The organism is Polaribacter sp. SA4-10 (assembly GCF_002163835.1).
In the GTDB taxonomy this organism is placed as follows: domain Bacteria; phylum Bacteroidota; class Bacteroidia; order Flavobacteriales; family Flavobacteriaceae; genus Polaribacter.
The window spans coordinates 1277019-1302192 of the sequence record NZ_CP019331.1; the positions used below are offsets into that span (position 1 = coordinate 1277019).

Below are 25174 nucleotides of genomic sequence, written 5' to 3' on the forward strand. Positions count from 1 at the left end.
TGTAAAACAAATTAAGAAAAGACATTACATGAAATTTATTGTATCTAGTTCGCAATTATTAAAACAATTACAAGTTTTAGGGGGCGTAATAAATAGTAACAACACTTTACCAATATTAGATAATTTTTTATTTGAATTATCAGAGAACCAATTAAAAGTTTCTGCATCAGATTTAGAAACTACAATGAGTTCTGTAGTAGAAGTAGAAAGTGAAAGTTCTGGTTCTATTGCTGTTTCTGCTCGTTTATTATTAGATACTTTAAAAACGTTTCCTAATCAGCCATTAACATTTAAAACTGAAGGTGATAATACCATTGAAATTAGTTCTGATCAAGGGAAGTATGACATGGCTTATTTTGGTGGAGATGAGTTTCCAAAAGCAATTACTTTACCATCGCCAAGTAAAACTGTAATTCCTGCAAGTGTGTTAGGAACTGCAATTTCTAAAACAATTTTTGCTGCAGGAAATGATGATTTACGCCCTGTAATGAGTGGTGTTTTCTTTCAATTTAGTTCACAAAGTTTAACTTTTGTTGCAACTGATGCTCATAAATTAGTAAAATATTCTAGAACAGATGTTACTGCAGACCAAACTGCAGAATTTATTATGCCAAAGAAACCTTTAAATTTATTAAAAGGAATTTTAGGTGGTTCTGAAAGCGATGTAACTATTGAATATAATGATGCAAATGCAAAATTTACATTTGATAATGTAGTTTTAGTTTGTAGATTAATAGATGGAAAATATCCTAATTACGAAGCGGTAATTCCAAAAGAGAATCCAAATAAATTAACCGTTGATAGAGCTTCTTTCTTAAATTCTGTAAGAAGAGTTTCTATTTTCTCTAGCAAAACAACACATCAGATTCGTTTAAAAATGGCGGGTACTGAATTAAATATTTCGGCAGAAGATTTAGATTTTTCAAATAAAGCTGATGAACGTTTAAGTTGTGATTATCAAGGTGATGATATGCAAATTGGTTTTAACTCTCGTTTTTTAAGCGAAATGTTAAACAACTTAAGCTCTAACGAAGTTTTAATTGAAATGTCTTTACCAAACAGAGCAGGAATTTTAACGCCAATTGATGGTACAGATGAAGGAGAACAAGTTACAATGCTTGTAATGCCTGTAATGCTTAACAATTAAAAAAAGATTATTAGAATCTTAGATTTATAGATATTTAGAAAACCACAATGGTTCTGAAACTAGTTCAGAATAAATTGTGGTTTTTTGTTTACATTTATCAAATGAATTTTCTAGCACATTTATATTTATCAGAAAACAATACCAATATTATGATTGGTAATTTTATTGCAGATCATATTAGAGGCAATAATTACAAGCACTTTTCTGAAGAAATTCAGCAAGGAATTTTCTTACACAGAGAAATAGATACGTTTACAGATGCACATGAAGTTGTTAGAAAAAGTAAAAGACGTTTACACAAACGTTACAGACATTATGATGGCGTAATTATCGACATTTTTTACGATTATTTTTTAGCAAAAAATTGGGCAGATTATTCTGAAGTTCCACTAGCTGTTTATACCAAGTCAGTTTACAAATTGTTTGATGAAAAATCAGCTGAATTGCCTGTAAAATCTCAACAATTTATAAAATACATGATAGAATATAACATTCTTTATAATTATCAATTTGAAGAAGGAATTGAAAAAGTTTTAAAGGGAATGAATACGAGGACTAAGGGAAAGTCTCAAATGAATTTAGCTATTGAAGATTTAAAAATTTTAAAGAATGAATTTAATGAAGATTTCACACTGTTCTTTAAAGATTTACAAGAATTTACACATCAAAAACTAAAAGAAATACAAAACCCCATTTTATAATTATGAGAAAAATACTTTTTTTATTATCAATTTCTATTTTATTAATCAACTGTAAAACAGCTCCTAAAAAAGAAATAGGATTAATCACAAAAAAAGCAATGATTGTTTCAGCAAGAGAATCTGCTTCTAAAATTGGTGTTCAAATTCTAGAAAAAGGAGGAAATGCATTTGATGCAATGGTTGCCACAGAATTAGCATTAGCAGTTGCGTATCCATTTGCTGGGAATCTTGGTGGTGGAGGATTTATGGTGTATCGAAAAAATGATGGAGAAATTGGTGCATTAGATTATAGAGAAAAAGCACCTTTAGCAGCAACTAAAAACATGTATTTAGATGAAAACGGAAATGTAATTCCCAATAAAAGTATTTTAGGTGGAATGGCTGTTGGAGTTCCAGGTACAATTGCTGGAGTTTTTGCTACTCATAAAAAATTTGGTACACTTTCTATTGCTGAAATTTTACAACCTGTAATTGAACTTGCTAAAAAAGGGGTACATGTTACAAAAAAACAAGAAAAAAGTATAAAAAATTATCAACCTTTATTTTTGAAAGCAAACAAAGATGCTATTCTTTTTTCTAAAAATTGGAAAGAAAATGATACTATTAAATATCCTTCTTTAGCAGAGACTTTAATTAGAATTCAGAAAAATGGAAGGGATGAATTTTACACGGGTGAAACAGCTAAAATATTAGTGAAATTTATACAAAATAATGGAGGAATTATCACACTAGAAGATCTAGCAAAATATGAAGCAAAATGGAGAGCTCCAGTTACTTTTTCTTATGATGATTTACGTATTATTTCTATGTCTCCGCCTTCTAGCGGTGGTGTTTGTTTAGCACAAATTATGAAAGCAATTGAGCCTTTTGACTTGGGTAAATACGGCCATAATTCAGCAAAATCTATTCAAGTTATTACAGAAGCAGAAAGACGTGCATATGCCGATAGAAGTTTCTTTTTAGGAGACCCCGATTTTGTTAAAATTCCACAAGAGGAACTTATAAGTGAAGCATACAACACTAAAAGAATGAGCGATTTTAGTTTTAAAAAATCGACTAAATCTTCTGATGTTTCTCATGGAAACATAGAAATTATTGAAAGTGATGAGACGACACATTATTCTATTATAGATCAATTTGGAAATGCAGTTTCTGTAACTACAACTTTAAATGGCGCTTATGGATCAAAATTATATTGTTCTGATTTAGGTTTTTTTCTAAATAATGAAATGGACGATTTTAGCAGTAAACCAGGTGAGCCAAATATGTTTGGATTAATTGGAGCAAAAGCAAATGAGATCAATCCAGAAAAAAGAATGTTAAGCTCGATGACACCTACGATTGTTGAAAAAAATAATAAACTTTTTATGGTAGTTGGAACTCCTGGAGGATCCACAATAATTACTTCTGTTTTACAAACTATTTTAAATGTACATGAATATAAAATGGGCATGCAAGAAGCTGTAAATGCTGCAAGATTTCATCACCAATGGTTGCCAGACGTTGTTAAAATGGAACCAAATAGTTTTGATAAAAATGTTATTTCTAAATTAAATAATTTAGGTTACAATGTTGATCAAACAACCTCTCGAATTATAGGTAAAGTTTCTGCTATTTTAGTACTTCCGAATCAAACATTAGAAGGTGGTGCAGATAAAAGAGGCGATGATACTGCTGTAGGGTTTTAGTTAGCAGTTAGCAAAAATAAAAATTTACAACTTTAAAACATTAAAAGTGAATAAAATACAACCATTTCATATTGCAATTCCAGTACAGGATTTAGAAAAATGCAGAACTTTTTACAGAGAGATATTAAACTGTGAAGAAGGACGAAGTACTGAACATTGGGTAGATTTTAATTTCTTTGGACATCAATTAGTAATTCATCAAAAAGAGGAATTTAATCCAAAGAGAATTTCTAACCCTGTTGATGGGTATGATGTTCCTGTTCCGCATTTTGGAGTCGTTTTAACTTGGGAAGATTGGCATTCTTTAGCGGATCAATTAAAAGCTAAAGACACAAAATTTGAAATAGCACCTTGCATTCGTTTTAAAGGAAAAGTTGGTGAACAAGCAACGATGTTTTTTAATGACCCAGAAAATAATGCGTTGGAGTTTAAAGCTTTTAAGGATATGAGTCAGTTATTTGCAAAATAATGCAATTAACAGAAACTCATATTGTTCCGATTTTAGAAAAACCAATTCGTTTTCAAGAATATGCTGTGGGTCTTTTTAATACAATTCCTACAAAATCTGGTATAAAAAAAGCAATCAAAAAAGAACTTATTTTAATTGATGGAGTTTTAGCTACAACTTCAAAATATATTTCTGGAAGAGAAAAAATCGAACTCTTTCAATCAGAAAACTCATCAACTTTCGAACGATTAAAACTCGATTTAGAAGTAGTATTTGAAGATGATTATTTAGCTATTATTTACAAACCCGCAGGAATATTAGTTAGCGGAAATAAGTTTGTAACCATTGCAAATGGATTAGCACAAAATCTTACAAAAAGCAATCAATCTGATGCTGTTAAACCACAACCAATTCACAGATTAGACTATCCTACAAGTGGATTATTATTGATTGGAAAAACGAGTTCATCTATAAATAGATTGAGTAAATTATTTGAGAATAAAGAAATTAAGAAAACATATTTTGCTATTACAATTGGGGTAATGAATACGAAAGGAATTATAAATTCTCCTGTTGATGAGAAAAATGCACATACAGAATACAGCGTTTTAAATTCAGTGATTTCTGAACGTTTTGAGTTTTTAAACTTAGTACAATTGAAACCTAAAACAGGAAGAAAACATCAATTAAGAAAACATTTGTTTTCAATTGAAAATCCTATTTTGGGTGATAAAGAGTATTTTTTAGAAAATAAAATATTAAACGGAAAAGGGTTGTTTTTACATGCAGGAATTTTAGAATTTGTGCATCCATTTACCAAAGAGAATATTTCAATCTCAAAAGAATTGCCAAAGAAATTTACAAAGATTTTTTAGTCTGCCATTCCTTCGAAAGTTAGAGATGTTGGTATTGGAGATGAAACAGAAGACTACTAATTAACAGTTTAGTCAGAAACTGTATCCATAAAAAAAGTGGCAGAATACCCAACTGCAGATAAAGAAAAACCGGAAAACAGGGTCATTCCAAAACACATTTTAGATTATTATAAAGCCAACAAATAGTTTCTTATTTTAAAAAATGATATTTTAGCTTTAGATTTTTTTAACTCTCAAAAAATGAAGAAGCTTTTTAAATTTATCGGAATTGTTTTATTGCTTTTAATTGTTTCTGCCGGCATCTATTATTTTACTAATAATGAACCTTTACCTGAAGGAAAAAAAGGAAAAGAAGCTGATGCTTTAGCTATTAAAATGTTTAATGCTATAAATAATGATGCTTTTGAAAATACCGAAATTTTAGAATGGAGTTTTAGAGGAGCTCATTTTTACAAATGGTACAAACAAGAAAACATTGTAGACATTTCTTGGGATAACAATAAAGTTATTTTAAATACAAAAGAAAGAGAAAAATCAGAAGTTTATATTAATGATAAAAAAGTAGCTAATTCAGTTGTTTTCAAAAAAGCGCAAGACAACTTTAATAACGATTCTTTTTGGTTAATAGCTCCTTTCAAAATTTTTGATTCAGGAACAGAAAGACGCATTGTAAATTATAACGGCAAAGATGCTTTATTAATCACTTATACTTCTGGAGGCTCAACTCCTGGAGATTCTTATTTATGGATTTTAGACGACAACTACTTCCCTACTTCTTTTAAAATGTGGACAAGTATTATTCCTATTGGTGGTGTTTCTGCAACTTGGTCTGATTGGAAATCTACCAAAACAGGAATAAAATTACCTACAAAACATAAACTCTCTCTGTTTGGAATGGAGTTAGATATGGGAGAAGTAAAAACAGAAAACAGTAAAGCAAATATCTTAGCATACAGAATTTTAAAAGCAATAAAACATGAAAAATATAAGAAAACACGTTTTATAGAATGGAGTTTTGGAGGAAAAAGACATTTTAAATGGGATAAAGAAAAACATATTGTAGCTGTTTCCTGGGATACAATTCATGTAAATTTATATCCTCAAGAAATAGATAAAAGTACCGTTTTCTTTAATGAAAAATTACAAGAAAAAGCTGATTCAACAATCGTAAAAAAAGCTTGGGATATTTTTAATAATGATTCATTTTGGTTGGTTGCACCACATAAATTATTTGATCCTGGCACCATAAGAAACATTGTTTCTATAGATAATAAAGACGCGCTTAAAGTTACCTACACAACTGGCGGAACAACTCCTGGAGATTCATATATTTGGGTTTTAGACGAAAATAACATTCCTAAAAGTTATAAAATGAATGTTCCAAGTATGGAAATGAATGAAGTTCCTGCAACTTGGCAAGATTGGATTACCACAGCATCAGGAACATTATTGCCAACAAACCACACGTTTTCTAACGGCGGAAATTTAAGCATGGGAAAAGTAAAAGGATACAACTAATGAGTTCAAAAATTATAGCAAACGGAATTTTAAGAGCACTAGGAATTATTATTGGAATTTTTCTTCTAGGCTATTTTTTATATACAATCCAATCTGTAATTATTTACATAATTATTGCAGGAATTTTATCATTAATTGCAAGACCAATTATTCTTTTATTAAGAAAAAAATTAAAGTTCCCAAATACAATTGCTGTTGTTTTTACAATGGTTTTAATGTTGGGGTTCTTAACAGGTTTAATTTTAATGTTTATCCCTTTAATTACAGAACAAGGAAAAAGTTTATCTCTTTTAGAAGTAGATAAATTACAAGCAAGTGTTCAAGAAATATTTAATCAAATAAACGCTTACTTTTCATCTAAAGGAATTGATGTATTGAGTGAATTAAAAAATGTAGATTTCATTTCTCAATTTAAAGAAATCCCTAACTTTTTAAATTCAATTTTAGGAGCAGTTGGGACTTTAAGTGTTGGTTTATTCTCTGTTTTATTTATCTCTTTCTTTTTTATGAAAGACAATCAATTATTAAAAAATGGAGTAATGACAATAATACCAAATGGAAAAGAAGGACGTTTTTCAAAATCATTAGAAACCATTAATAATTTACTATCAAGATATTTTATAGGGTTGTTATTACAAATCACCATTTTGTTTGTTTTATACACTATTATTTTATTAGTTTTTGGCATTGACAATGCTATTGTTATTGCTTTTTTGTGTGCTTTATTAAACCTAATTCCATATGTTGGGCCAATGATTGGAGCTGTTATCATGTTTATTTTATCAATGATAAGCAATATTGGTTTAGACTTTCAGTCTGAAATATTATCAACTTCATTATGGGTTATGTCCTGTTATTTAATTGCTCAATTAATAGATAATTTTGCTAGTCAACCTTTAATTTTTTCAAAAACCACAAAATCTCATCCATTAGAAATTTTCTTAATTATTATTATTGGAGGTTTGCTTTTTGGAATTGTAGGTATGATTACTGCTGTTCCTTTATACACCGCTCTGAAAGTAATTTTGAAAGAGTTTTTGTCTGATAATAAAATAGTAAAATCTTTAACCAAAGACATTTAATTTTCTTTTGAATCCTGCAATATTACATCCAAAAGTTCAGCAATTTATTACTGATAATTTAAAATCTGACATCACAAAACTGATTTTAAAAGGAAGTCCTTTTGAGGATGTTTCCGTTCAGGAATTAGCAAATCAAATTGTTGCAAAAGAAAAATCTGAGAAGAAATTACCTACTTGGTTTTATATTGATAACATCTATTATCCTGCAAAATTAAGTATTGAGCAAACCTCATCGGAAATTACAGCAGCATACAAGGCTAATTTAGTTTCTGGAAATAAAATTATTGATATTACAGGAGGTTTTGGAGTTGATTGTTTTTACTTTTCTAAACAATTTAAAGAAGTTACTCATTGTGAAATTGATACAGAATTATCCACAATTGTAAACCATAATTATCAACAATTAAATGTAAAAAATAGTGTTACTTTTTCTGGTGATGGAATTGAGTATCTTAAAAACGCTAAAGATAATTTCGATTGTATTTATATAGATCCATCAAGAAGAAATGATCTAAAAGAGAAAGTTTTTTTACTAAAAGATTGCTTGCCAAATGTACCAGAAAACATTGACTTTTTATTTTCAAAAAGCAACCAAATTCTTATTAAAAATTCCCCTATTCTAGATATTACAAGTGCAATAAATGAACTAAAGTTTGTAAAAGAAATTCATATTATTGCTGTAAATAACGAAGTAAAAGAGTTATTATTTTTATTAGAAAAAGGGTGTGAAAAACCTATCAAAATTAAAACAGTAAATATTGGTAAAATTAATACGGAGTCATTTAGCTTTATTTATAAACAGGAAGAGACTTCAGAATATTCTGAGCCACTCACCTATTTGTACGAGCCCAATGCTGCCATTTTAAAATCTGGTGGTTTTCATGAAGTATCAAATAAATTAGGCGTTTTTAAAATTCATCAACATTCACATTTATATACATCAACTGAAATCATCAATTTTCCTGGAAGAGTATTTAAAGTCGAAAAAATTATTCCTTATCATAAAAAGAACATCAAAAAATTACTAGCCGAAAACAAAGCAAATATTACGACTAGAAACTTCCCGAAAACGGTTGAACAAATTCGAAAAGAAACAAAAATTAAAGACGGTGGAAATACTTTTATATTCTGTACAACAAACGTTCTCAATGAATTAATAGTTGTTTTTTGCTCTAAAAAACAATAAATTTATACTCATCCTTTTATCAATTAAGAAAATTTATATATTTACGTAACACTTAAGTGTATTATTATTAAGGGCATAAAATACTAAGAAAAGTCCCAAGTTTATTTTCGAGACTTTTGTTTTATAACACAAATACATTTTTAGTAGATTTGTATTTAAAGCCAACTTTCCGTTTTATGCAAACTCTTTCGTATCAAGCTTTCAAAATTTTAGAGAATCAACACTCAAAAATTAATGATTTTTTAGTGATTGAAGCTCCGCTCCAAATAAACATTAACGGAGAAGCGTACACCGTTGTTATGAGAACACCTGATAATGATATTGAATTAGTTAGAGGTCTACTGTATGCTGAAGATATTTATAAAAATGATGAAAATTTTGATGTTCAAATCATTGAGCAAAAAGAGGATTATTCGTCCATCTTAAATATTACAATTCCTAAAGATAAATTAGGCAAAGGATATTTAAATAAGAGAACTTTACTCTCTGTTTCTTCATGTGGAATTTGTGGAAAAAAAGAACTAAAAGACATTGAGGTATCTGGTAATAAACTTTCTAATGAAAATTCATTTTCTTCAGAAATATTGCAAGAAATGTTTCTAAAAATGAATTCTTTTCAAGAAACATTTAAAAACTCTGGAGGAAGTCATGCAGCTGCAATATTTAATAAAAAAAAACAATTATTAAGCATTAAGGAAGATATTGGAAGGCATAATGCTGTTGATAAAACTATTGGTGATTTACTTTTAAAGAACACCTTAAAAAAAGCTAATTTTTTATTAGTTAGTGGCAGAGTTTCCTATGAAATAGTTTCCAAAGCTTTTATTGCAAAAATACCTATTATTGTAGCAATTTCTGCATGTTCTAGCTTAGCTGTAGATTTTGCAAAAGAGTTTGGTATTTGCTTAATTGGTTTTACAAGAGACAAAAAAATGACAATCTACTCAAACCCCTCATATATAAAACATACTTTAAATGAGTACTAAAAAACCAACAGCACTACCCCCAGAAAAGCTAACAGGAATTAAACTTATTGACGTTCCTTCTTCTTCTGCTGGTATAAAAGCGATTACCTCTGCTTTAACTCATATTAAGAATGAAGTTGGTGTTATAAAAGGAATTCGTTTATTATCTAAAATAAATCAAAAAGACGGGTTTGATTGCCCTGGTTGTGCATGGCCAGACCCAGATGAAAAACGTGCTTTTTTAGCTGAATATTGTGAAAACGGAGCAAAAGCAATTTCCGAAGAAGCAACAAAAAATAGAGTTTCACCATTATTTTTTGCCACACATTCTGTACAAGAACTATCAAAATTATCTGATTACGAAATTGGAAAAAGTGGAAGAATTACGCATCCAATGTATTTACCAGAAGGTGCAGATAATTATGAAGAGATTTCTTGGCAAAATGCTTTTAATTTGATCGGAAAAGAATTGAATTCTCTAAATTCTCCAGATGAAGCTATTTTTTACACTTCAGGAAGAACAAGTAACGAAGCTGCTTTTTTATACCAACTTTTTGTAAGACAATTTGGAACAAATAATTTACCAGATTGTTCAAACATGTGCCATGAATCTAGTGGTGTTGCATTATCTGAAACTTTAGGTATTGGTAAAGGATCTGTTACTTTAGACGATTTTAATCATGCAGATTTAGTAATTGTTATTGGTCAGAACCCTGGTACAAATCATCCAAGAATGTTATCTGCTCTTGAAGGAACAAAGAAAAAAGGGGGTAAAATAATAACAATAAATCCGCTACCAGAAGTTGGATTAATGAGCTTTAAAGACCCACAAAATCCTTTAAAATGGATTGGTAAAGATGAAGATTTGACAGACTTATTTCTTCAAGTAAAAATAAATGGTGACGTAGCTTTACTAAAAATCATATTAAAATTGATGAAAGAAAAAGAAGATGCTGAACCAAACTCAGTATTTAATCATCAATTTATCAAAGAAAAAACTGCTGGTATAAATGAACTTTTAAAAGATTTAGATGCTTATTCTATTGAGGAATTATTGCCTCAAACAGGTGTATCATTAAATGAAATTAAAGACGCTACAAAACTCATTATAAACAATGAAAAAATTATTGTTTGTTGGGCAATGGGATTAACACAGCATAAAAATGCGGTTGATAACATTAGAGAAATTGTAAACTTACTTTTATTGAAAGGTAGTATTGGAAAAAAAGGAGCTGGAACTTGTCCTGTTCGTGGACATTCTAATGTTCAAGGAGATAGAACTATGGGGATTTGGGAAAAACCTAAAGACTCTTTTCTTGATAATCTTGAAAAAGAATTTAGCTTTAAAGCACCAAGAAATCATGGTTTAGATGTTGTAGATGCTATTGAAGCAATGCATAAAAAAGAAGCGAAAGTATTTATTGGAATGGGTGGGAATTTTATTTCTGCAACTCCAGATACAGCGTTTACAGCAGAAGCACTGCAGAACTGTAATTTAACAGTACAGATTTCTACAAAATTAAATAGAAGTCATTTAATTACTGGAAAAAAAGCATTGATTTTACCTTGTTTAGGCAGATCTGAAAAAGATTTTCAAGCAGCTGGTGAACAATTTGTTTCTGTAGAAAACTCTATGGGAGTTGTACATCAATCTAATGGAAATTTAAACCCATCTTCCTTAGAATTATTAAGCGAACCAGCTATCGTTGCTGGCATTGCAAATGCAGTTCTAAAAAACACAACTACAAATTGGTCTAAATTAGTCTCTAACTATGATTTGATTCGTACTAAAATTGAAGCTACAATTCCAGGTTTTGAAAATTATAACGAAAGAGTAAGAATTAAAGGTGGATTTTATTTACCAAATAATGCTCGAGAAAATAATTATACACCAACCAAAACTGGAAAAGCTAATTTCAGTATCAACAGACCTTCCAAAATTGCGCTAGAGCGCAATCAATTTATGATGATGACGATTAGAACACATGACCAATACAACACAACAATTTATGGATTGGATGATAGATATAGAGGTGTTTTAAATGAACGTAGAATCATATTCATGAATAAAGAGGATATGAAAAACCAACAACTACAAAAATTAGATTTAGTAGATTTAACAAGTCATTTTAATACCGAAAAAAGGGTGGCTAAAGGATTTTTAGTTGTTCCTTATGATATTCCAAGACAATGTACAGCTACTTATTTTCCTGAAGCAAATATATTAGTACCTTTAAAAAGTAAGGCAGATATCAGTAACACTCCTGCTTCTAAAACGGTTATAATTACCATCAAAAAAAGATAAAAATTACCTTATGAAAAAGTATTTTTTTTTATTTACACTTCTTATTTCTAATCAATATTTATTTTCTCAATCAGAAAATATTCCTGAAAAGAGTACTCAAAAAGGGTTTGCAAAAATAGATTTTCTTTCAATAGAGATGCCTTTAACCAACATTCCGAATGAGCAAAACATGGGGTATACAGGAATTCATTACAATTTAATGCTAAATGATTTCTTTTACACAGGTGTTGGAATTTATGGATCTGTAAGTGGAGATAGAGGTGGTTTTTTCACCTTAGGAGTAAATGCAGGAATAAAAAAAAATATTTCTGAAAAACTTTATTTAGATACTGGTTTTCACTTTGGTGGCGGTGGTGGAGCTGGTGCACCAGATGGTGGTGGAGCATTTATTCTACCTCATTTAAATTTAGGTTATAATTTTGAGCGTTTTTCTTTAAACACAGGTTGGAGTTATGTTAACTTTTTTGATGGTGGAACAATTAAAGGTCATCAACTAAATTTTAGTCTTGAAATTCCTTTAGATTTTGAGTATGCAAACTATAAATATCTAGAAAAAGAAATAAGTATTACTGATTTAAAGAACTCTACTTGGAATCAAAAACCAAAAAGGAATTCTTTAATGGTTCATTTTAATAATTTAAAAGTATTAAGCGAAGACAAGGCAACAACTGGGGAAATTTTGGAAGGAAAAACGATAAAACTGGCTGGGTTTGAATTTACTTCATATATCAATAAAAATTGGTTTACATTCTTAAAATTAGATGGTGCTTACGATGGTATTAGAGCTGGGTATATGGATGTTTTTCTTGGAGGAGGATATCATGTATCCATGAATAAAAATAGCACTAACATTTTAGCCAAGTTTGGTATTGGTGCTGGTGGTGGTGGTGGTGTAGACACAAAAGGTGGTTTTTTATTATACCCTGACTTATCTATAGAGCAACAAATATTTAAAGATATTTATGTTTCAGTAAATAAAGGTTTTTTGTTAACACCTAATAAACACTTTTATACGTCTACTTTTGGACTTGGAATTAAATACTATTTAGAACGAAATGGAGTAAAAACAGAAAATAGTTCTTTTAATAAAGGAAAATTTAAAGGTTTAGATGTAATTATTAAACAAGATATGTACTTCAACGCAAAAAGAATGGAAAACCCTACAGAAGATATGCATCAAATTTCAGTACAAGTAAATTTAGATTTAAATAAAAACTTTTTTGTGTCTGTTCAAACTTCATTTGCAAACTTTGGAAACGCTGGAGCTTATGCAGAAGGTTTAGTTGGTTTAGGTTTAAAAACCAATTCTTTCTTTAATAACTCAACAACCTTTTTTACACAATTTTTAGGAGGAGCTGCTGGTGGAGGAAATATAAGCACAGGACAAGGCTTACTACTTAAACCCAGTTTAGGCTTAGATTATCAGCTATCAAATACGTTAAGCCTAAGAACTTCTGGAGGTTATGTTAAAGCCAAAGGAGGAGAATTAAGTAGTCCTTTTATTAACTTAGGAATAAAATACAATATTTCTCTTTTGAAATTAAAATAATGTTATCTATCTGAAGTATCAACTATTTCTAGTTGATACACTCTCTCAAATAAATTTTATTTATCTCTAAATTCCATTAATCCTGGATGAAACTTCTTTAAAAATGCATTTCGTTCAGCATCCATTCTTTTAATCATTTTTTCCAACTCAGAATGTTGAATTTCCCTGTTTCTAAAGAAATAATCATCCTTAAAAAAATCATTCATAAAAAGGGAATCTTTTCTAGGGAAAAGGGAAAAACCTTCACTCAATTTAAAGGATTCATTTTCATCAAAATACCCTTTAAAGGAATCCATAATACTGTCTAAGTTTACGCGAAGAGAATCTCCCTTTATATTTGAATACGACCAAGAATAAATAGAATCATACTTTATTACGTTTCCAAATTCATCGTATTCTTTACGTACATCCCATTTTTATTTGGGCTTAACAATTGTTTTATCTTTTTCCTTTTGATTGCTTTCTTGTTGCCGTTGTTCTTTTTTTTGACTGTTACAACCTATAAGAGTCAATACCAATAATATATTTATTATTTTTCTCATTTTAATGAAATTTTAATTCAACAATTACTTAATTGTAATTAAGTTGATCAATTTCTTTTGCTTCTTGTATTGGTTTCTGAACTTGATCTTCTTTTATTCATATTATTTTCCTGATGATATCGAGAGATATTATTTCCGCTATAGTTTTTTATTCGTACAAATCTGCTTCGTCTTAAATTGATAGAACGGTAACGTGAAGGCAACACTTTAACTGTTAACCATGTCCCATTTTTCAAATAAATATAACTCCTAAGTGATAAATCATAATATATCCTATGCTCAGGAAAATAAACATACCTAACAGTTTCAATTCTATTAGGATAAAACCAAGTTGGCGGAGGTATTTCTAAGCTAGAAGAAATAACTACAGGTCCACAACTTTCTAATAAGAACATAGCTGTAAATAATAGCATTACAAGAAGGAAGTTTCTTTTTTTCATTTGTTTATGTTTGTTTCATATTTAATAAAAATTGCTCATTAATATTTAGGTACAGATCTACCTAACGGTTATAACTCATTTTATCATCTCCTATTTACACACAAAGAAACTACAACAAAAAAAAAATCAAAATGAGCTACGTCATTTTGATTGTTAACTACTAAAAAAAGGCTTAAAAGACAAAATAATGCATAAAAAATTTTTCGTTTTATTATATATTAATTATCTTTATTACCCCATGTTAAGGATAATTTTTAAACAATAGAACCCTATCCATGGTAAAAAAGAAAACATCAGTAATAAAAAATATAGAAAAACCAGTTTCAACAAAAATTGAGACTGTACCGAGCAATAAAAAAAATCCTTTTCTTATTGTAGGATTGGGCGCATCTGCAGGTGGCTTAGAAGCTTTTACAGCATTTTTCTCTTCTGCACCAAAAAATATGGGTCTCGCATTTGTTATTGTACAACATTTAGACCCAACACATAAAAGTCTTATGGCACATCTTCTAGAAAGCCATACAGATATGCAAGTACAAGAAGTTAAGGATTACACTTTAGTGCAACCTAATAATATTTATATAATTCCGCCCAATAAAGATATGGGTATATTTAAAGGCATATTACACCTTATGGAACCATCTGCTGCCAGAGGGTTTAGGAAACCAATAGATTTTTTCTTTAAGTCTCTTGCTGAAGATCAACAAGAAAAAGCTATTGGAGTTATTTTATCTGGAACTGGAACAGAAGGTACACTTGGGCTAAAAGACATTAAAGGCCAAGGAGGACTTACTGTTGTTCAAGATCCAATTACAGCTAAATATGATGGCATGCCAAAAAGTGCAATTTCTGCTGGAGTAGAAGATTTTGTGCTTGAAGTCACTAAAATACCAGATCTACTTGTTAAATACGCTAAAAACAGAACGTTTAAAACAGCAGGGAGAGCAACAATAGAAGCAACAGTTAATGAGCTGCTTGAAAAAATATTTATCTTACTGCGTAATGAAACTGGCTGTAATTTTGGAGATTACAAAAGTAGTACTGTCATACGCAGAATAGAGAAGCGAATGGCTTTAAACCAAATAAGTAAATTAGAAAACTATTTAAAATACCTTCAAAAAAATAAAGAAGAAATTAAAAAATTATTTAATGAATTACTAATTGGTGTTACCCGTTTTTTCAGAAATAAAGAAGCTTACAATACAATTGAAAATACTATTGTTTCACAAATAATTAGCAAAAAAACAGACGGAGATACTATTCGTATTTGGGTTGCAGGATGCTCTACAGGAGAAGAGGCATATTCCTTAGCCATACTTTTTGATGAAGCTATTAACAAACAAACCAAATCCTTAAAGCTACAAATTTTTGCTTCTGATTTAGATGAACGTGCAATAAACATTGCAAGACAAGGTGTTTACCCAGAAACTATTTTTACAGATGTAACACCAGAACGTTTGCGACGCTATTTTAAAAATGAAGCTAATACCTATAGAATTAATAAAGAAATTAGAGATAAAGTTATATTTTCTGAGCATAACTTAATCAAAGATCCTCCTTTTTCAAAACAAGATTTAGTAAGTTGTAGAAATCTACTTATCTATTTAAATATTGAAGCACAGAAAAAAGTGTTTGCCATATTTCATTATGCTTTAAACCCAGAAGGAATTTTATTTTTAGGAAGCTCAGAATCTCTTGGTGAATATGCAGATTTATATGAAGTAATAGATAGGAAGCATAAATTATTCAAACATAAAAAAGTAAATAATAACAAAATACCAGATATTGGCTATTTGTTTAGAGAACCTATAAATATTAAAGTAAACACTGCGGTTACTTTACCAAAACGAGAACAATTTGGCAACCTAGCTAAAATTACAGCGCAGTTACTTTTAGACAATTATGCACCTGCTAGTGCAATTATTAATTTAAAAGGTGAAGCTGTTTATTTTTCTGGAAATACAGGTAAATACTTGCAACCTTCTCCTGGAGAAGCTAGACTTAATATAGTAGACATGGCAAGGGAAGGACTTAAAACTGACTTACGTGCCATAATCTCTAAAATTAGAAAAAGCAACACCATAGAAATTAGAAGAAATATTAACGTAAAAACAAATGGTGATCATCAAATAATAGATCTGTGTTTAAGACCTTTAAAACTTCTTATTCCTGATGAAGACTATTATATGCTTACTTTTGAAGATCAAGACACACCTTCTATTCTTAGTGAAAATGCACAAATAAATAATCCAGCTGAAACTTCAGAATTACAAGCATTAGAGCAAGAATTAATTGCCACAAAAGAATTTTTAAGAGCTACAATAGAGCAGTTAGAGGTTTCCAATCAAGAGTTAAAATCTTCTAATGAAGAGTTACAATCTAGTAATGAAGAGTTGCAAAGCACTATTGAAGAGCTTGAAACCTCTAAAGAAGAATTACAGAGTGTTAACGAAGAAATTGTAACTGTTAATACAGAACTACAAGGTAAAATTGACGAACTAGCACAAGCTTATGATGACATGAACAACTTGCTTGCCAGTACAGAAATTGGTACTATTTTTCTAGATGCCGATTTAAAAATTAAACGATTTACACCACCAATGTCTAAGATTATAAATCTTATACAAAGTGATGTTGGAAGACCTGTACAAGACCTCTCATCTAACCTTATTTACGAAGGAATAATAAAAGACGCGAATAAAGTATTGGAAAAACTCACGCCTTTTCAAGCAGCTGTAAAAAGTAATGATGGTATTTGGTACCAAATGCAGATTATGCCATATCGTACCTCTCTAAATGTTATTGAAGGTGTGGTTATTACTTTTGTTGATATAACTAAAGAAAAATTACTTGCTGTAGCACTAAATGAAATTAAAGAGAACTATGAGCATCTCTTAGAGTTAACACAAACAACTGTTTATACTCAAAACAAAAATCTTGTTTACACAAGTATGGTACAGAAAGGTGTCGCTTTTCAATCGCAACTATTGGTTGGAAAAACAGATATGGATTTCTTTTCAAAAGAAGATGCAAAAAAATTAGAAACTATAAAGAATAAAGTCCTTAAAACTGGAAAAACATACAGAAATACCGTTTCGTTATTACTTGGAGGAGCAACTCAATACCAAGACTTAACAATAAGACCAATTATTGTAGCTTCAAAAATTACTGGAATTGCTTGTACATCAACAGATATCACAGAGCTGTATCAAGCAGAAAAAAAACTAGAAGACATTAACAAAAAAATAAATGAATCCTGAAAAATCTATATATAACAAGTTAAGAAAAAGAGCAGAAGCTAGAGTTGCAAGAAATCTAGATTTGCTTAAAGGTTTTACTTTGGATAATGCCAAGGCTTTACTACACGAACTTGAAGTGCACCAGATAGAACTGGAAATGCAAAATGAAGAGTTAAGAGAAGCACAAAATCGTCTTGAAGAAGTGAAAGATCAATATACAGATCTGTTTGATTTTGCTCCTGTAGGGTACTTAGTTTTGGATAAAAAAGGAGTCATTGAAAACATTAATCTTACCGCCTGTGATCTTTTAGGTGTTGAACGTACATTAATTAAAGGCAAACCGCTTTCTTCTTATATGGAAAATGGGGAATCTCGTACATTGTTCCTAAAGTTACAAGCTGCTTTCAAAACAGGTAAGCTTGAAGATTTTGAACTTGAAATGAGACATAAAAGCAACGTTTTTTTTAAAGCATCTCTACAAGGTATTATTACGCAAAATAAAGAGCAAACAGATTATGTCTGCAGAATTTCCTTTCAAGATATAACTAGTTTAAAAGAAGCGGAAGCATTATTGTTTCAGCATGAAGCCTTACAAAAAGAAAAAAAAATAATACAGCAATATTTAGATTTAGCGCCTATTCTTTTTCTCATATTAGATTCAGCTAATAATGTACAAATAATTAACCAAAAGGGCCGTTATTTAATAGGTGAAAAAGTGCAAAATATCATCGGAAAGAATTGGTTTAATAAATTTATAAATGATTTAGATGATAATTCTGTAGTTGAAGATATTATAGCTAATCATAAAAAAGGAACGATACTAATACCATCTAATTTTGAAAGTAAACTAGAAAGCACTAATAGTGAATCAATTATTATGTCTTGGTCTAATGTTTCTTTGTTGGATGAAAAAGGAGCGTTTTTAGGAACTTTAATGGCTGGTGAAGATGTTACAGAACGAAAAAAAATAGAAACCCGTAAAGAACTATACACACAAGATCTTGAAGATATAGTAGAACTAAGAACCAAGAAATTAACGGAAGCTTTACATAATGAGAAAATGGTAAACGAAATGAAATCGGCATTTGTTTCTATGGCATCTCATGAGTTTAGAACACCATTAACTAGCGTACTATCTTCTGCAATTTTATTAAACAAATACAATACTCTTAAACAATATGATAAACAACCACGCCATATTGATAGGATTAAGTCTTCTGTAAAACAACTTACTGATATTTTAGAAGATTTTCTCTCTATGGATAAACTGGAAAGAGGAATTATAAAAACAACTAAGAATTCTTTTGACTTAAAAATACTTATTAAAGAAATATTAGAGGACCTAAATTGGTCTTTAAAAGAAAAGCAACATATAAACTATAATCACAAAGGTGATGCTATAGTTCTTTTAGATATAAAAATACTACGAAATATCTTTTTGAACTTAATTACAAATGCTATAAAATACTCAAATACTGATATATTAATTTCTACAACTGTTAAAAATGATGTTGTAAATATTGTTTTTATTGATAAAGGAATTGGTATACCAGAAGAAGAGCAAAAACATCTTTTTAGTAAATTCTTTAGAGCAAAAAATGCTACTAATATTCAAGGAACTGGACTTGGTTTAAGTATTGTTAAGCATTATGTTGATTTACTGGAAGGAGAAATTTCTTTTGAAAGTAAATTAGGAGAAGGTTCTACTTTTAACATTTCATTACCACAAAAGGCTTAATATTTCATTTAGATTATCTTACTCTAATAGAAAAAACATTATACCTCTTTTACATATTTAAACACAATTTTCTTAAAATTTAGGAAATCACTTTTAAAAGAATCCATTCTATCTTTAAGTTGACGATGCATTACTCTATAAATTGCATCAAATAATCCTTTTTCATTTTGTTGCAGCCTATATAATAATTTTTCATGTGCAACAATATCATTCTCTATATACTTAAAGAGGTTGGCATGTAGGTCATCTAAGTAGTCCAGAATTTTTATAAAATCTTGTTTATGATCATCTTGAGATTTTTTTACCTTAAGTAAATTATCTAAAAGTTGAATCTCATCTTTCCAAAAAGCAATGGTCTCTAACCATTCTTTACTTTCTAAATGTAAAATATTAAGTCCAACTTCTAATAACATTGCTGCCTTTGAATTTAAAACTTCTGTATTCATGTTTTTAAGTTTGATAATTTTCATTATTAATGAATGTCTTATTCTTCTAATCAAGAAACTAGATCATCAGAAATACAAAGTTTTAACTTTTAAAAACAAAAAAACATGACGGAAGTCATTAAACCAATCGTTCTAATTGCTAAAAAAAATAAAAAATAAAAAAATCACCACAACTGATGTGAATCATTTCCAGAGACTAAACCCTAAAGTAAATTTGAAGCAAATAATTATTGTTTAATTAAAATATTATAAATTATGAAAACAGATGTAGAAATTAAAGAAGATGTATTAGATGAATTAGCATGGCAACCTAGTATTGATGAAACTCAAATTGGAGTTATTGTTGAAAACGGTGTAGTAACCCTTAGTGGTGTAGTTAATAATTACTCTAAAAAACTAGCTGCAGAAAAAGCAGTAAAAAATGTTGAAGGCGTAAAAGCAGTAGCTGAAGATATTGAAGTTCTTTACGGAATTAGTTACAAAAAAACAGACAAAGAAATTGCAAAAGCTATTGTAAATGCTTTTGAATGGAACTCTTCTGTTCCTGAAGAAGAAATCTCCATAAAAGTTGAAAATGGTTGGGTTTTTCTATCTGGTGAAGTACAATGGATGTATCAAAAAAATGCTGCAAGAAATGCCATTAAAAACTTATTAGGTGTAAAAGGTGTAAGTAATTCTATTAAATTAGAAAATAATATTGAACCCAAAGAAGTAAAAGATAGAATTAAAAAAGCATTTCATAGAATGGCAACTCTTGATTCAAATGCTATTACTCTTGAAACTCATGGTCATGCTGTTACATTACGTGGTAAAGTACATTCTATTAAAGAGAAAGAAGATGCAGAAACAGCAGCATATAATGCTCCTGGAGTTTACGACGTTAAGAACGAGCTTAAAATAGAATACAGAACAGAATATGCTTAAAACTTATTGTTACTAAGTATTATTTTATTTAGTAAATAACCCTGACTTTAGTAATAAAGTCAGGGTTATTTATTTTTTTTTAATTCAAAAAAAAAAAAGATAATTCGTTTCTACGAATTATCTTTTAATATTAATAAGAAGTATCTTATCTTAAAACTGACCTTAGAAGCTAACTAAAAAAACGTAACTCAATGAGAATCCATAATACCAAAACATACTTTTGTAGTTACTCTATATTCTGCTATTTTATTATTATTTACAGTCACTTGCATATCTTTAACATATACCGACTTTATATTTTTTACCGTTTTTGATGCTTCGTTAATAACATTTTGTACTGCATCTTCAAAACTCACGGTAGAGTTTCCTAAGACTTCAATTACCTTTAATACTGACATGATATTTAATTTTATATTGTTAATAAAGTATTAAAGTTAACGGTTAATACAATCTTAAGAAATGACCTTGGTCACTACCTCTTCTTTATACTATTATAATTCATAGAAAACCATTTAACTGACCTAGGTCAGTTAAATAATTTATGCTTTTATTGTTTAAAAATAAAATAGATAGATTAGAAGCGAGGTGAATAACCTTAATTGTTTTGCCTTCAAACTGGAAGTTTAGCTTCCCGTTTCTAATTTTAATTTTATAATTTATTAAAAAAAATCACGCAACTGATCTAGATCATTTTCTAAATTAAAATACGGGTATATCTTAGCTGTATAATTAATAGGAAACGTTCTTTGAAAAACATATAAGTATAGATTTTGATGTAGTAATACCCCAAAATCTTAAAGGTGTCTGACTTCTTTTTAAACCTTGTTTTTTTTGTGTTGACTTAGTAATAAGTATGTACCTAAAAGCTGTAAGTGGTCCTAAAGTAATACAATGCCTTTTAGAAAACCAGAACATTTTGGTGTTCTGGTTTTTATTTAAAAAATAATTAAAATATTGATCTTTTTTTGCTGTAAAGTGAGTAAGATCGTTATGAAGGGATTGACTTAATTTTTCGTCAAAAATTCATTTGTTTTATATTCTAGCAATAGCGTGTTTAAACACATTGAATTCATGGTTTAAAATAAATTAATCTCAACATAGGAAACGGGAGGCTAAGCTTCCCGTTTCTAATTTTAATTTGATAATTTATTAAAAAAAATCACGCAACTGATCTAGATCATTTTCTAAATTAAAATACGGCAATATCTTAGCTGTATAATTAGTAGGAAACGTTCTTTGAAAAAGATATAAGTATAGATTTTGATGTAGTAATACCCCAAAATCTTAAAGGTGTCTGACTTCTTTTTAAACCTTGTTTTTTTTGTATTGACTTAGTAATAAGTGTGTACCTAAAAGCTGTAAGTGGTCCTAAAGTAATAAAATACCTTTTAGAAAACCAGAACATTTTGGTGTTCTGGTTTTCTTTTAAAATAATTAAAGTACTGGTCTCTATTTGCTGTAAAGCGAGTAAGATCGTTGTGAAGGGATTGACTTAATTTTTAGTCAAAAATTCTTTTGTTTTATATTCTAGAAATAGCGTGTTTAAACACATTGAATTAATGATTTAAAATAAATTAATCTCAACATAGGAAACGGGAAGCTAAGCTTCCCGTTTCTAATTTTAATTTGATAATTTATTAAAAAAAATCACGCAACTGATCTAGATCATTTTCTAAATTAAAATACGGCTATATCTTAGCTGTATAATTAATAGGAAACGTTCTTTGAAAAACATATAAGTATAGATTTTGATGTAGTAATACCCCAAAATCTTAAAGGTGTCTGACTTCTTTTTAAACCTTGTTTTTTTGTGTTGACTTAGTAATAAGTGTGTACCTAAAAGCTGTAAGTGGTCCTAAAGTAATAAAATACCTTTTAGAAAACCAGAACATTTTGGTGTTCTGGTTTTCTTAAAAAAAAACAATTAAAGTACTGGTCTCTATTTGCTGTAAAGCGGGTAAGATCGTTGTGAAGGGATTGACTTAATTTTTAGTCAAAAATTCTTTTGTTTTATATTCTAGCAATAGCGTGTTTAAACACATTGAATTAATGATTTAAAATAAATTAATCTCAACATAGGAAACGGGAAGCTAAGCTTCCCGTTTCTAATTTTAATTTGATAATTTATTAAAAAAAATCACGCAACTGATCTAGATCATTTTCTAAATTAAAATACGGCTATATCTTAGCTGTATAATTAATAGGAAACGTTCTTTGAAAAACATATAAGTATAGATTTTGATGTAGTAATACCCCAAAATCTTAAAGGTGTCTGACTTCTTTTTATACCTTGTTTTTTTGTATTGACTTAGTAATAAGTGTGTACCTAAAAGCTGTAAGTGGTCCTAAAGTAATACAATGCCTTTTAGAAAACCAGAACATTTTGGTGTTCTGGTTTTCTTAAAAAAAAACAATTAAAGTACTGGTCTCTATTTGCTGTAAAGCGGGTAAGATCGTTGTGAAGGGATTGACTTAATTTTTAGTCAAAAATTCTTTTGTTTTATATTCTAGCAATAGCGTGTTTAAACACATTGAATTAATGATTTAAAATAAAATTAATCTCAACATAGGAAACGGGAAGCTAAGCTTCCCGTTTCTAATTTTAATTTGATAATTTATTAAAAAAAATCACGCAACTGATCTAGATCATTTTCTAAATTAAAATACGGCTATATCTTAGCTGTATAATTAACAGGAAACGTTCTTTTAAAAATATAAAAGTATAGATTTTGATGTAGTAATACCCCAAAATCTTAAAGGTGTCTGACTTCTTTTTAAACCTTGTTTTTTTGTGTTGACTTAGTAATAAGTGTGTGCCTAAAAGCTGTAAGTGGTTCTAAAGTAATAAAATGCCTTTTAGAAAACTAGAACACTTTAGTGTTCTGGTTTTCTTTTAAAAAATAATTAAAATATTGATCTTTTTTTGCTGTATAGCGAGTAAGATCACTATGAAGGGATTGACTTAATTTTTAGTCAAAAATTCTTTTGTTTTATATTCTAGCAATAGCGTGTTTAAACACATTGAATTAATGATTTAAAATAAATTAACCTCAACATAGGAAACGGGAAGCTAAGCTTCCCGTTTCTTTTTTAATAAGGTTTTAATTTCTATAAAATTTAAAAAATAGTTATTCAATTTCACTTTGTAAAAGCGATATTATTATCCGTCTAGGTATAAACGAATAATAATATTTCTGAAGTAAAAGTATTCAATATCAAATTAGTTTAATCAATAAAATTTGCTAAATACTCTAAACTTTCTTTGTCTTTCAAAATTATTTTTCTACTAGAATTAATGGTTATTAATCCCTCTTGCTTAAACTGTGTTAACATTCTAATAGCAGTCTCTGTAGCTGTACCAATAATTCCTGCAAAATCTTCTCTAGAAATATTTATACCAGCACTTTCTTTATCAATTAAAAGCCCATTATCAAGCAATTTTAATAACGTTTTAGCAGCCCTCTGTCTTACGGGTGCATATGCCATGTTTTTTAATTTCTCTTGAACATCTATTAAATTATTAGAAATCATATTTATAAATTTACTCGAAACAACCTTGTTCTCATAAAGTAGTTTTATAAAATCTGTCTTTGGTATTTCACAAATTTCTGCATTCTTCAAAACCACTGCAGAATCAACATAAACACCTTTATCGCTTAATAAGGATAATTGGCCAATAAAATCTCCAGGACCATAAAGACCTGTTACAAATTCTTTCCCAGAATCTGTTGTTAGAAAAGTTTTTATGGCACCACTTTGAATAAAGTATAAATTATGAGCTGCTGAACCTTCCATATAAATACTTTCCTTTTTTATATAATTATAAATACTTAAATCTTGAGTTAAACTCTCAAAACTTATGTACTCTGATGCTTCATCTATAAAATCATTTAGACCTTTAACATTTTTTGAAAACTCTTTTTTTAAAAAATCATGTTTTTTTAAACGAGATTCTATTGCCTTAAGTAAGTCTTTTTCTTCAAATGGTTTGGTTAAATAATCATCTGCTCCCAAATTCATACCTTTTCGTATATCTGACTTTTCTGTTTTGGCTGTTAAAAATATAAAGGGAACACTTGCCGTTTTTTTTGAACTACTTAAAGCCTCTAACACTCCATATCCATCTATATCTGGCATCATAATATCACAAATAATCAAGTCTGGTTTAACTTTGTTTGCTATCTTAATACCAACTTTACCATTTTGAGCTGTTGCAACATTATAATTTGCTAATTCGAGTATCTCAGCAATATTCTCCCTAACATCTTCATTATCTTCAATTATTAATACTTTTTCCATCGTAATTTATATATTAATTTGTAATAAATATATTTCTTAAAATATAATTTTCCATAAACAAATAGACTTTGCATTAGTTTCT

Annotated in this window: 19 protein-coding genes; 14 read left to right on the forward strand and 5 right to left on the reverse strand. The window is 29.1% G+C overall.

Annotation, left to right across the window (positions count from 1 at the left end; genetic code table 11):
* Nucleotides 1–28: 28 nt before the first annotated feature.
* The 11 genes from dnaN (at nucleotide 29) to BTO04_RS05690 (ending at nucleotide 13464) form a co-directional block, all read left to right on the forward strand.
* Complete coding sequence (gene dnaN, locus BTO04_RS05640; RefSeq protein WP_087563573.1) at nucleotides 29–1147, forward strand: DNA polymerase III subunit beta; 1119 nt, start codon at nucleotides 29–31, stop codon at nucleotides 1145–1147.
* 101 nt (nucleotides 1148–1248) lie between these two features.
* Nucleotides 1249–1848: an ACP phosphodiesterase gene (locus BTO04_RS05645; RefSeq protein WP_232455959.1), complete on the forward strand. Its 600-nt coding sequence runs from the start codon at nucleotides 1249–1251 to the stop codon at nucleotides 1846–1848.
* A 2-nt stretch (nucleotides 1849–1850) separates the two neighbouring features.
* The gene (gene ggt, locus BTO04_RS05650) at nucleotides 1851–3536 is read left to right on the forward strand and encodes a gamma-glutamyltransferase (RefSeq protein ID WP_087563574.1); all 1686 of its coding nucleotides are present in this window, start codon (nucleotides 1851–1853) and stop codon (nucleotides 3534–3536) included.
* Between the two features lie 46 nt (nucleotides 3537–3582).
* Entirely contained in the window at nucleotides 3583–4005 is a 423-nt protein-coding gene (locus tag BTO04_RS05655; RefSeq protein ID WP_087563575.1) for a VOC family protein, read from the forward strand.
* Nucleotides 4005–4859: an RluA family pseudouridine synthase gene (locus BTO04_RS05660; protein WP_087563576.1), complete on the forward strand. Its 855-nt coding sequence runs from the start codon at nucleotides 4005–4007 to the stop codon at nucleotides 4857–4859. Before BTO04_RS05655 ends, BTO04_RS05660 begins: the two co-directional genes overlap by 1 nt.
* Nucleotides 4860–5099: 240 nt before the next feature.
* Nucleotides 5100–6377 carry a hypothetical protein gene (locus tag BTO04_RS05665; protein WP_087563577.1) on the forward strand — a complete coding sequence of 426 codons (1278 nt, stop codon included), beginning with the start codon at nucleotides 5100–5102 and terminating at the stop codon, nucleotides 6375–6377.
* Nucleotides 6377–7459, forward strand: coding sequence for an AI-2E family transporter (locus BTO04_RS05670; protein WP_087563578.1), 1083 nt, complete (start codon nucleotides 6377–6379; stop codon nucleotides 7457–7459). The genes BTO04_RS05665 and BTO04_RS05670 overlap by 1 nt, the downstream gene beginning before the upstream one ends.
* Nucleotides 7460–7466: 7 nt before the next feature.
* Nucleotides 7467–8645 carry a class I SAM-dependent methyltransferase gene (locus tag BTO04_RS05675; RefSeq protein WP_087563579.1) on the forward strand — a complete coding sequence of 393 codons (1179 nt, stop codon included), beginning with the start codon at nucleotides 7467–7469 and terminating at the stop codon, nucleotides 8643–8645.
* Between the two features lie 176 nt (nucleotides 8646–8821).
* Nucleotides 8822–9631, forward strand: coding sequence for a formate dehydrogenase accessory sulfurtransferase FdhD (gene fdhD, locus BTO04_RS05680; RefSeq protein ID WP_087563580.1), 810 nt, complete (start codon nucleotides 8822–8824; stop codon nucleotides 9629–9631).
* Nucleotides 9621–11915, forward strand: a complete 2295-nt coding sequence (locus tag BTO04_RS05685; RefSeq protein WP_087563581.1) for an FdhF/YdeP family oxidoreductase — start codon at nucleotides 9621–9623, stop codon at nucleotides 11913–11915. The genes fdhD and BTO04_RS05685 overlap by 11 nt, the downstream gene beginning before the upstream one ends.
* A gap of 10 nt (nucleotides 11916–11925) precedes the next feature.
* Nucleotides 11926–13464: a hypothetical protein gene (locus tag BTO04_RS05690; RefSeq protein WP_087563582.1), complete on the forward strand. Its 1539-nt coding sequence runs from the start codon at nucleotides 11926–11928 to the stop codon at nucleotides 13462–13464.
* Between the two features lie 56 nt (nucleotides 13465–13520).
* Here the strand turns inward: BTO04_RS05690 and BTO04_RS05695 are convergent, their stop codons facing one another.
* Both BTO04_RS05695 and BTO04_RS15630 read right to left on the reverse strand, forming a co-directional pair.
* Nucleotides 13521–13760: a hypothetical protein gene (locus tag BTO04_RS05695; RefSeq protein WP_087563583.1), complete on the reverse strand. Its 240-nt coding sequence runs from the start codon at nucleotides 13758–13760 to the stop codon at nucleotides 13521–13523.
* A gap of 120 nt (nucleotides 13761–13880) precedes the next feature.
* Complete coding sequence (locus BTO04_RS15630; RefSeq protein ID WP_302849207.1) at nucleotides 13881–14006, reverse strand: hypothetical protein; 126 nt, start codon at nucleotides 14004–14006, stop codon at nucleotides 13881–13883.
* A 715-nt stretch (nucleotides 14007–14721) separates the two neighbouring features.
* On the opposite strand from BTO04_RS15630, the gene BTO04_RS05705 reads away from it, so the two are divergent.
* Both BTO04_RS05705 and BTO04_RS05710 read left to right on the forward strand, forming a co-directional pair.
* Complete coding sequence (locus tag BTO04_RS05705; RefSeq protein ID WP_087563585.1) at nucleotides 14722–17706, forward strand: CheR family methyltransferase; 2985 nt, start codon at nucleotides 14722–14724, stop codon at nucleotides 17704–17706.
* Complete coding sequence (locus BTO04_RS05710; RefSeq protein WP_087563586.1) at nucleotides 17696–19423, forward strand: PAS domain-containing sensor histidine kinase; 1728 nt, start codon at nucleotides 17696–17698, stop codon at nucleotides 19421–19423. Before BTO04_RS05705 ends, BTO04_RS05710 begins: the two co-directional genes overlap by 11 nt.
* 38 nt (nucleotides 19424–19461) lie before the next feature.
* Here the strand turns inward: BTO04_RS05710 and BTO04_RS05715 are convergent, their stop codons facing one another.
* Complete coding sequence (locus tag BTO04_RS05715) at nucleotides 19462–19869, reverse strand: hypothetical protein (protein WP_157662437.1); 408 nt, start codon at nucleotides 19867–19869, stop codon at nucleotides 19462–19464.
* 255 nt (nucleotides 19870–20124) lie between these two features.
* Here BTO04_RS05715 and BTO04_RS05720 point away from each other — a divergent pair, with 255 nt between their 5' ends.
* Nucleotides 20125–20793 (forward strand): BON domain-containing protein, encoded by a 669-nt coding sequence (locus tag BTO04_RS05720; protein WP_087563588.1) that lies wholly within the window; start codon nucleotides 20125–20127, stop codon nucleotides 20791–20793.
* A 188-nt stretch (nucleotides 20794–20981) separates the two neighbouring features.
* Here BTO04_RS05720 and BTO04_RS05725 read toward each other — a convergent pair whose 3' ends face one another.
* Together BTO04_RS05725 and BTO04_RS05730 are read right to left on the reverse strand one after the other, a co-directional pair.
* Nucleotides 20982–21191, reverse strand: coding sequence for a dodecin family protein (locus BTO04_RS05725; RefSeq protein WP_087563589.1), 210 nt, complete (start codon nucleotides 21189–21191; stop codon nucleotides 20982–20984).
* Nucleotides 21192–24018: 2827 nt separating this feature from the next.
* Complete coding sequence (locus BTO04_RS05730; protein ID WP_087563590.1) at nucleotides 24019–25092, reverse strand: response regulator; 1074 nt, start codon at nucleotides 25090–25092, stop codon at nucleotides 24019–24021.
* Between the last annotated feature and the right edge of the window lie 82 nt (nucleotides 25093–25174).

Excerpts from the sequence above, each read along its gene's own strand:
- BTO04_RS05660 (WP_087563576.1), top strand. The coding sequence starts at position 4,005 with ATGCAATTAACAGAAACTCATATTGTTCCGATTTTAGAAAAACCAATT.
- BTO04_RS05685 (WP_087563581.1), top strand. The coding sequence starts at position 9,621 with ATGAGTACTAAAAAACCAACAGCACTACCCCCAGAAAAGCTAACAGGA.
- BTO04_RS05725 (WP_087563589.1), bottom strand. The coding sequence starts at position 21,191 with ATGTCAGTATTAAAGGTAATTGAAGTCTTAGGAAACTCTACCGTGAGT.
- BTO04_RS05705 (WP_087563585.1), top strand. The coding sequence starts at position 14,722 with ATGGTAAAAAAGAAAACATCAGTAATAAAAAATATAGAAAAACCAGTT.
- ggt (WP_087563574.1), top strand. The coding sequence starts at position 1,851 with ATGAGAAAAATACTTTTTTTATTATCAATTTCTATTTTATTAATCAAC.
- BTO04_RS05695 (WP_087563583.1), bottom strand. The coding sequence starts at position 13,760 with ATGGATTCCTTTAAAGGGTATTTTGATGAAAATGAATCCTTTAAATTG.
- BTO04_RS05670 (WP_087563578.1), top strand. The coding sequence starts at position 6,377 with ATGAGTTCAAAAATTATAGCAAACGGAATTTTAAGAGCACTAGGAATT.
- BTO04_RS05720 (WP_087563588.1), top strand. The coding sequence starts at position 20,125 with ATGAAAACAGATGTAGAAATTAAAGAAGATGTATTAGATGAATTAGCA.
- BTO04_RS15630 (WP_302849207.1), bottom strand. The coding sequence starts at position 14,006 with ATGAGAAAAATAATAAATATATTATTGGTATTGACTCTTATAGGTTGT.
- BTO04_RS05730 (WP_087563590.1), bottom strand. The coding sequence starts at position 25,092 with ATGGAAAAAGTATTAATAATTGAAGATAATGAAGATGTTAGGGAGAAT.
- BTO04_RS05645 (WP_232455959.1), top strand. The coding sequence starts at position 1,249 with ATGAATTTTCTAGCACATTTATATTTATCAGAAAACAATACCAATATT.
- fdhD (WP_087563580.1), top strand. The coding sequence starts at position 8,822 with ATGCAAACTCTTTCGTATCAAGCTTTCAAAATTTTAGAGAATCAACAC.
- BTO04_RS05665 (WP_087563577.1), top strand. The coding sequence starts at position 5,100 with ATGAAGAAGCTTTTTAAATTTATCGGAATTGTTTTATTGCTTTTAATT.
- BTO04_RS05690 (WP_087563582.1), top strand. The coding sequence starts at position 11,926 with ATGAAAAAGTATTTTTTTTTATTTACACTTCTTATTTCTAATCAATAT.
- BTO04_RS05715 (WP_157662437.1), bottom strand. The coding sequence starts at position 19,869 with ATGAATACAGAAGTTTTAAATTCAAAGGCAGCAATGTTATTAGAAGTT.
- BTO04_RS05710 (WP_087563586.1), top strand. The coding sequence starts at position 17,696 with ATGAATCCTGAAAAATCTATATATAACAAGTTAAGAAAAAGAGCAGAA.
- dnaN (WP_087563573.1), top strand. The coding sequence starts at position 29 with ATGAAATTTATTGTATCTAGTTCGCAATTATTAAAACAATTACAAGTT.